This window comes from Mucilaginibacter sp., from assembly GCF_036383575.1.
GTDB lineage: Bacteria > Bacteroidota > Bacteroidia > Sphingobacteriales > Sphingobacteriaceae > Mucilaginibacter.
The window spans coordinates 1-4,329 of record NZ_DASVOB010000429.1 but is presented as its reverse complement, the minus strand read 5'-3'; the positions used below and the strand labels follow the sequence as shown (position 1 = coordinate 4,329).

General features: G+C 42.6%; 4 protein-coding genes. 1 reads left to right on the top strand and 3 read right to left on the bottom strand.

The annotated features are described in order from the left end of the window. Positions 1–517, top strand: a 517-nt coding sequence (locus tag VF500_RS15005; protein WP_330860442.1) for an MFS transporter, incomplete at its 5' end; no start/stop codon positions are given. Positions 518–1,091: 574 nt separating this feature from the next. On the opposite strand, the gene VF500_RS15000 is transcribed toward VF500_RS15005, so the two are convergent. The 3 genes from VF500_RS15000 to VF500_RS14990 form a co-directional block, all read right to left on the bottom strand. Continuing rightward, entirely contained in the window at positions 1,092–2,336 is a 1,245-nt protein-coding gene (locus tag VF500_RS15000; protein ID WP_330860441.1) for a DUF4998 domain-containing protein, read from the bottom strand. Positions 2,337–2,370: 34 nt separating this feature from the next. Beyond that, on the bottom strand, positions 2,371–3,576 hold the full coding sequence (locus tag VF500_RS14995; RefSeq protein WP_330860440.1) for a DUF5000 domain-containing lipoprotein: 1,206 nt from the start codon (positions 3,574–3,576) through the stop codon (positions 2,371–2,373). Between the two features lie 39 nt (positions 3,577–3,615). Continuing rightward, positions 3,616–4,329, bottom strand: a 714-nt coding sequence (locus VF500_RS14990; protein WP_330860439.1) for a RagB/SusD family nutrient uptake outer membrane protein, incomplete at its 5' end; no start/stop codon positions are given.

Sequence of the window (4,329 nt, the reverse complement as noted above, 5' to 3'; positions counted from 1 at the left end):
GAGCGGTGCACAAATCAGTATCATGCTGCTGGTGTTTGGTGGTACAGGTATAGCCGGTAACTGGCTTATGGGTGTTGCGCTAAGTAAAAACGTAACGCTTACTGTTCGTTTATTTTTACTCTCCTTGGTTGCAACCCATATATTGGCCTATCAATTCGGCGGAAACTTTATCCCCATGGTTATCATCCTTTCGGTTTGGGGATTTATACATACCGGGGGATTTCTGGCTGCCAACATACAGCTTACTCACGGAATCCAGGAACCTGCACTTGACTTTGTGAACAGTCTGCTCCCCTCTTTTTTTAACGCCGGTATTACTTTAGGTACGTTACTGGGCGGCTTCGTGATCGCTCATTATGGTATCCATAAAGTGATCTGGATGACCGTACCGCTGCTTTTACTTGCTTTGGGAATGAGTTTTATTACTTCAAATGCTGAGCAAAAAGCTACATCGCCAGTTTTTGAAGAAATAGCTGAGCCAGAACCCGAGCCGGTACAGGTAGCTGTTTGTGAATAATTAAGTCTTTCTGATTATTCGGGGATCCGGCTTAATGACAAGTTTTAGAGGCTATTTAAAAACCATTACAGAAAAAAACGTCATTGCTTATAACAATGACGTTTTTCATTCTTCTCATGTCCCCTCAGGGTCTCTCGCAGATTTAAGTTAACCCCTAAAATCAATAGCCAAATTGGGAAACGTGCGTGAGTTGAACCCCTCTGGGGTTCGGGTAAGGGGTGCGACGTTATTTCTACAAACCTTTTTCCCCTCTGGGGAATTTTTATGATTTAATAAACACATATTAATTACCCAGGTAAAGGTGCACCAGAGGTGCAAAAGGTTTGTAGCTTGTAAAGTTATAGAACATCCTTTGCCCCGGAGGGGCAACACAACGCTTTGCTGTTTAAATGATAAGCAATTTTGTGGGTTAACTTAAATTCGCAGAGGCCCCTGAAAACATCTACCACGATATTCAAAACAGTGAATCTGCATAACGTATACATCAGGGTCCTCTGCGAGAAACCCTGATGAAACGTCGGGTACCAATCCAATTTAAACAACCATAACGATCTTTTTATTCTTTTACTGATTCTTAGTTCTTGTACAACTTAATATTAAATACGGTGAAATAACTACCCGGATTACCATTCCCGACAATGTTTCCTAAAAAGCCGATCGATACCACCTGCGGAGAGCTCAAGGTAAAAGTGAAAGTTTTCACATCCCTTGAATTTGGACTGGTTGTACCTACTTTTGCACCGTTATACATAGCTACAGATCCCAACGCGGTTGAGAGGTTTGCAAGTACAGGAATACCGTTCCCTCCGGCAGCCGCTACGCAATAAATAGATGAATTTGATTGTACTTCCGAGTAGGCATCAAATGACACAGTATAACTTCCTGCCGACAGTGGCGAAGATGTAGGCTGGTACACTATGCCATTTACAACGGGTGTATTATTCCATGTTTCCCAATTAATAGTGCCCCCACCGTCAGAGCTATAGCCTCCATTGGTACCACCATCTTTATTTTTGGCTGCCGCGTTGGTTATCCAAGGCGCAGCAAGTGTCCCCCAACGGCCATCAAAGGTGTTTCTTTGAAAAGGTCCAGTATTTGAAAGGTAAGCATTGGTTACATCAATTACTTTCTGATCTATGTAATCTACATAAAAAGTATCAATAGCTGTTTTGTTGGGCTTAAAACCTGTACGGTAACTAAGCGCCTTTCCTGCATTAAAGTTAGGCAGGGACGTGCTTAAACCAGTTGGCTGCGACACGATTATTGTATCGCGCTGTTTGTTGGCAGCGTCAGTGTATTTAAGTTCCATTGAAACCAATCCGTCATCAGCATTCACATCCGCCCAGTTAATTAACGCCGAGCCATCTGTTTGTAATTTGACCGCAATTATACCCCGGTTGATAAGTGAACTTTGGTAAAGGCTACCATATACATTGGCAGCCAATGTAACCGGAACGGAGATATGTCCCCCATTATCGAAAGTGCGGACCTCGAAGGTCATTGTGCCTTCAGGTAAATTAGGTATGAACAATTTTGCTGTATCAACCCCTGATGTACGCGTAACCGGCGTTTCTATAGAATCCTGTTTGCTGTTCCAGTATACCCTGTATTTCACAATTTTAGGATCGGATGTAAACAGGCCGGTTAGTAAGACCCGGTTCCTGCCCGAAAACACCTGTACGGAATCCAGTTTGCCCGGATATATAATTGCCCCATTGGGCTCATATTTCTTTTTATAATCATCCATTTTAGTACAGGCACTCATGATGAAAGCGGCCAGCACTAACAGATAGTATGATGTTATTTTATATATTTTCATGATTGTAATTAAATTGATAAATACCTCAGCCTTATTACTTTCCAAACATGGTAAACTCACTGATACTCATAAAGTACGAGCCTGTCCAGTTCCGAAGACTTCTGATCCTGATGTACCTGTAAGCACCTAATCCGGCCGGAAAATCAAAGCCCCACCCGTCATGTGCATATTTGTAATCAGCCGCCGTTTCTGTACCCGATGGTGAGCCAGATGGTTTCACTATATTACAAGTCAACAATTTTGTCCATGAAGCATCAAGTGCGCCATTCACGTTTGGCGAGTTAGAGCCCCATATTTCAAAATCACGCAGGTTGCCCCTTACATAGTACACATTACCTATCTCAATGAAAGGATTGAGAATAAAGCGACTGAGTACCCGCTGTTTACCAAGATCGATCGTTACCATTTGCGGGCTTCCTGCACTTTCAACTGTAAAGAGGCAATTTGGCCAGCCGCCGGTGAAGTTTCCGTCAAAAATTTTAGTTACGTCGGTATATGAATACAAGTTGGTGGCATCACCAGGCAGAACATAAGCCGACCAATCCGACTTTGAAAACTGTTCCTCATAAAACGGAGTAAGCTTTAAAAACAGAGTGTCTGATTTATTTAAAAACCTATCCCTTACAACAAAAGCGTACTTACGTTCAATAGCCGGCTGGCCTCTTACAGCAGCCTTTATTAAAATGCTGTTACTGTAAACATTATCCATTCCTTTTGTCTGCACATATAAACCATTGTTAGCGGTATCAACCATTGGCACAATAACCAGGTTATCCTGACTGATGTTATCACAAGCCACGTTAAAACCGCCGAAAGTAGCGGTTATTTTAAGTGACCGGTAAGCAAGAAGATATGGTGGCGTTAAAGGGTTTGCTGTAACACTGGCAGGTGCCGAAACTTTTTCGCTTGAATTTACAGCATAAAGCTTTATCACATGTGCCAATGTATCGCCAAAGCCATCAACAGTTAAAGTATTTGTATAGCGCGATGCTATTACCTCGCGTGTTTTACCGGGAGAGGTTTCGTAAACAGCTTTTACGTAGAACAGATCGTTATCACCGGGGAGCGTATATGTTAAACTGGCTTTGCCGTTTTGGTTTTGCACCTGTATATTAGTAACAACCCCCGGGGCATTATTATTAGTTATAGTTGGTTTATTAAGTGTTTCCTGCTTACACCCTGTTATTATCATTGCTAACAACCAGATCCAGAAAGCAGCTCGTAATTTCATTGTTTCCATGTGAATGTTTTTATTGTTAAACATATTATCGCTATACATCTACCAGTTAGGGTTTTGAACCAGGTTTTGGTTAACCAGTAAATCGCTTTCTTTTATTGGCCATAAATAATCGCGCGGAATCACAAAGTGCCTCGAAAAAATCAACCTTTCACGGTAATACAGCTGAGGTGAATTTTCGCTTATTGTCCATCCCGTTACGTTTCCATTGAGTTCAATGCCGGCTGTTTTCCAGCGCAAAAGATCCCAAAAACGGTGACCTTCAAAACAAAGCTCAAGGCTACGCTCACGCTGAATGATTGAGCGCATGCCGTCCTTAGTTGTATACTTGGTTGGGTTGATGCTAAAGTTTGTCCATGAGTCCTGAACTGTAGGCAGGCCAGCCCGTGCCCTGATGCGGTTTACGTAGGTATACACATCGGCAACAGGCCCCTGTGCTTCATTTAATGCTTCAGAATAAAGTAAATACAGATCAGACAGGCGCATTTCTGGCCAAGGGTAATTAATATAGGTAACAGTTGCCCATTCGTAATGCCAGTTAAGGGCTTTTTTCATGTAAAAACCTGCAATTGGTATAGGTGACGACTGACCTACTTCGGCACCACGGGCTTTCATCCACCAGGTATCTTCATCGGTTTTAGTTGGACTGTTGGCCATATACCACACACCACGGTCAAATCCAAGGTCGGCATAATAACGTGGCTCCCGGTCAAAGTTGAGCCTTGCAGTTGTTTCGCCTTCTTTGATGTTAAAACG

Bases quoted from the DNA above. Each gene is read 5' to 3' on its own strand.
- VF500_RS15000 (WP_330860441.1), bottom strand. From the start codon at position 2,336: ATGAAAATATATAAAATAACATCATACTATCTGTTAGTGCTGGCCGCT.
- VF500_RS14995 (WP_330860440.1), bottom strand. From the start codon at position 3,576: ATGGAAACAATGAAATTACGAGCTGCTTTCTGGATCTGGTTGTTAGCA.